A 525-nucleotide genomic window follows, 5' to 3' on the forward strand; every position below is an offset into this window, starting at 1 on the left:
CGTCGGCGCGGCGCGGCCCGGCTCAGGCCAGACCTTCCGACAGGCTACCGGTCAGTCCTCGACGGGAGTGGCGATGGTCACGATGTTCTCCGTGTAGTCCTGCTCGTCCGGCAGCCATTCGCCGCCGCAGGTGATGAGGACGAGCTCGGCGGCGCCGTCCCGGCGGAAGTACGGGGACAGGTCCAGCTCGCCCTTCCCCAGACTCTGAGTGGAGGCCACCCGATAGCGCCGGGCGGTCCCCGCCGCATCCGTGACGGTGACCTCGTCGCCGACCGCGGCCTGCCGCAGCCCGTAGAGGGCCCCCACCGGATTGCGCGGTGAACCCGAATGGGAGGCGATCACCGCCGCCCCCTCAGGATCCCCGGGGGCCGAGCCGTGGCGGTACCAGCCGCCGACGGAGCTGTCGTCGGGCAGCTCCATCGCACCGTCCCCCGTGACCCCGACCGAGACCACGCTCAGCGTGGCCCCGATGGCCGGATAGTCCACGCGCACGGGGATCCTGGCGTCGTCCGATGGGCTCTGGGT

At 72.4% G+C, this 525-nt stretch carries 1 protein-coding gene; it reads right to left on the bottom strand.

Features of this window, described 5'->3' with window-relative positions; genetic code table 11:
* Positions 1 to 51: 51 nt before the first annotated feature.
* A partial coding sequence (locus ACH0AB_RS11970) for a class F sortase (protein ID WP_406878287.1) occupies positions 52 to 525 on the bottom strand: 474 nt, incomplete at its 5' end.

The sequence above is a fragment of the Moraxella sp. 179-F 1C4 NHS genome (assembly GCF_045370505.1).
Lineage (GTDB): Bacteria > Pseudomonadota > Gammaproteobacteria > Pseudomonadales > Moraxellaceae > Faucicola > Faucicola tetraodonis.